2 protein-coding genes and 1 pseudogene are annotated in these 2,048 nt (G+C 64.5%); 1 reads left to right on the top strand and 2 read right to left on the bottom strand.

The features are described from left to right. Positions 1-367 (top strand): annotated as a pseudogene (locus tag Q7U29_RS14415) (MarR family transcriptional regulator); the annotation flags it as partial. 273 nt (positions 368-640) lie between these two features. Here Q7U29_RS14415 and Q7U29_RS14410 read toward each other — a convergent pair. Continuing rightward, positions 641-1,423, bottom strand: coding sequence for an alpha/beta fold hydrolase (locus tag Q7U29_RS14410; protein ID WP_304742518.1), 783 nt, complete (start codon positions 1,421-1,423; stop codon positions 641-643). A 3-nt stretch (positions 1,424-1,426) separates the two neighbouring features. Next, on the bottom strand, positions 1,427-2,048 hold a 622-nt coding region (locus tag Q7U29_RS14405; protein WP_304742517.1), incomplete at its 5' end, for a PLP-dependent transferase.

The raw sequence follows: 2,048 nt of genomic DNA, 5'->3' as shown, positions 1-2,048 counted from the left end.
CCTCATTTCTCTGGAGGAGAAAGGACACATCACGCGCACCCAGAGCAGCCGCGACAAGCGCTCTGTCGATTTGTCTTTGACGACGCAAGGCGAAGCGGCACTAGTCGATGATCCATTAACTCACCTTGCTGCTGATATTGCGGGAAGCCGATCCGCAGATCTCGCCGCGGTCGTCACGCTGCTGCGCGACACGCTTGCCCGCGCCATGGCGCGCAACGGCGGCAAGCCGTTCGGCGTCTGCCGAACGTGCCGGCACTTCGAACCGTCGTCAGGATCAAAAGGCGGCTATGCCCGCTGCGCGCTGCTCGATGAGCCTCTGAGCAAGGAGGATTCCTTCGCAATTTGCGTGGAACAGGAAGCGGTTTAGCATCGTGGGGCAGTCCGTTGGTGCTCCGAAACCGGACGCGAGAACGGCGTCCGTCAAAGCAAAGTCGATGCACCCTACTGGCACATAGCGTCATTTCGCTGCTATGCAACAATACGTCGGCTATCGGGGTATAGCGGACTTGGCCAGCCGTCCGCTCAGCAGAATTATGGGTTCACTGCGTAGTTGAGGCGTTTTCGAGCGAAGGCGTCCCGGACACGATCCGGGGTGGATACGCAGTTCGCGCAAAGCAATCGCGTCAAAAAACAACCCCGCTTAACTTTGCAGCGCCGCCAGCAACTCGTCCGGCCGCTCGACCATCATCATGTGGCCGGCGCCCGCCATCACCACGGTGCGCGAATTCGGCAGCGCCGCGGCCAATGCCTTGCCGGCCCGTGCGGGCGTCATCATGTCGCGTTCGCCGAGGATGAGCGTGGCCGGAACTTTTATCTGCGCGGCGGCGGCAAGCGCGCCCTGATAGGCGTTGCAGGCGGAGAGGTCGTTGAACAGCACGCCGGGCCGGCACTGCTCCAGCACCCGCTGTGCGCCGGTGTGCATCCATAGGCCGGGCGCCAGGCTGCCGCCGAGTTCGGCCTGAAAACCGAGGCCCCAGATCGAGACCATGTCGACGGCGTCATGATCGTTGGCTTCGGCCGCCCTCAGCAAATCGGGTCCGACCGTCATGGTGGCCGCCGTGCCGATCAGGCTCAGCCCGGTCACCTTGGCCGGGTGGCGCGCAGCGGTCTCCAGCGCAATCAGCGAACCCATGGAATGACCGACCAGCCGTGCCGTCGCCGCACCCGCCGCATCGAGCAGCGCCGCGGTCCAGTCGGCCATGTCGGCGATGGTGGCAAGCGGCGCGCCGGCTGAGCGTCCATGGCCCGGCAGGTCCGGCGCCAGCACGCCGAAACCGTGATGCGCGAACCACCTCGAATGCAGCGCCCATGTGGTGTGATCGAAGCCGGCGCCGTGCAGCAGCACGATTGCTGGCAGCGACTTGTCGAAGTCGCGGCCGCCGGTGGCGACGAAGGTATCAATGCCGTTGACGGTGAGTTGCATGGCTCAAGCCTTCTGCGAAATACGGAGCGCCTGGCCGAGATCGTCGACGATGTCGGCCACGGATTCGATGCCGACCGACAGCCGCACCAGTTCCTCGCCGATTCCCGACGCCTTGAGCTGTGCGGCATCCATCTGCTGATGGGTGGTGCTGGCGGGGTGAATGACCAGCGTCTTGGCGTCGCCGACATTGGCGAGATGGCTGATCATGCGCAGCGCCTCGATGAACTTCTTGCCCGCGGGACGGCCGCCCTTGATGCCGAAACTGACGATCGAGCCCGCGCCGCGCGGCAGCAGCGTCCTGGCGAGTTCATGGTCGGGATGGTTTGGCAGCGAGGGATGCAAGACCCATTCGACCGCCTTGTTCGCGGTCAGGGCTTCCAGCACCACATGGGTATTGGCGATGTGGCGGTCCATGCGGACGCCGAGCGTCTCGACGCCCTGCAGCAATTGAAAGGCATTGGTCGGCGACAGACAGGCGCCGAAGTCGCGCAGGCCTTCGGTGCGCGCCCGCATGATGAAGGCGGCCTGGCCGAATTGCTCGTCGAAGACGATGCCGTGATAGCCGGCATAGGGTTCGGTCAACTGTGGAAACTTGCCGGAAGCGCGCCAGTCGAACCGGCCGCCA

It is taken from the genome of Bradyrhizobium sp. (assembly GCF_030654605.1).
Classification (GTDB): domain Bacteria; phylum Pseudomonadota; class Alphaproteobacteria; order Rhizobiales; family Xanthobacteraceae; genus Bradyrhizobium.
Note: the sequence above shows the minus strand (reverse complement) of the source record. Positions and strands in the feature narration are given on the sequence as shown.

What these genes read in the sequence shown, in the direction of transcription:
- Q7U29_RS14410 (WP_304742518.1), bottom strand. Translation starts at nt 1,423, where the DNA reads ATGCAACTCACCGTCAACGGCATTGATACCTTCGTCGCCACCGGCGGC.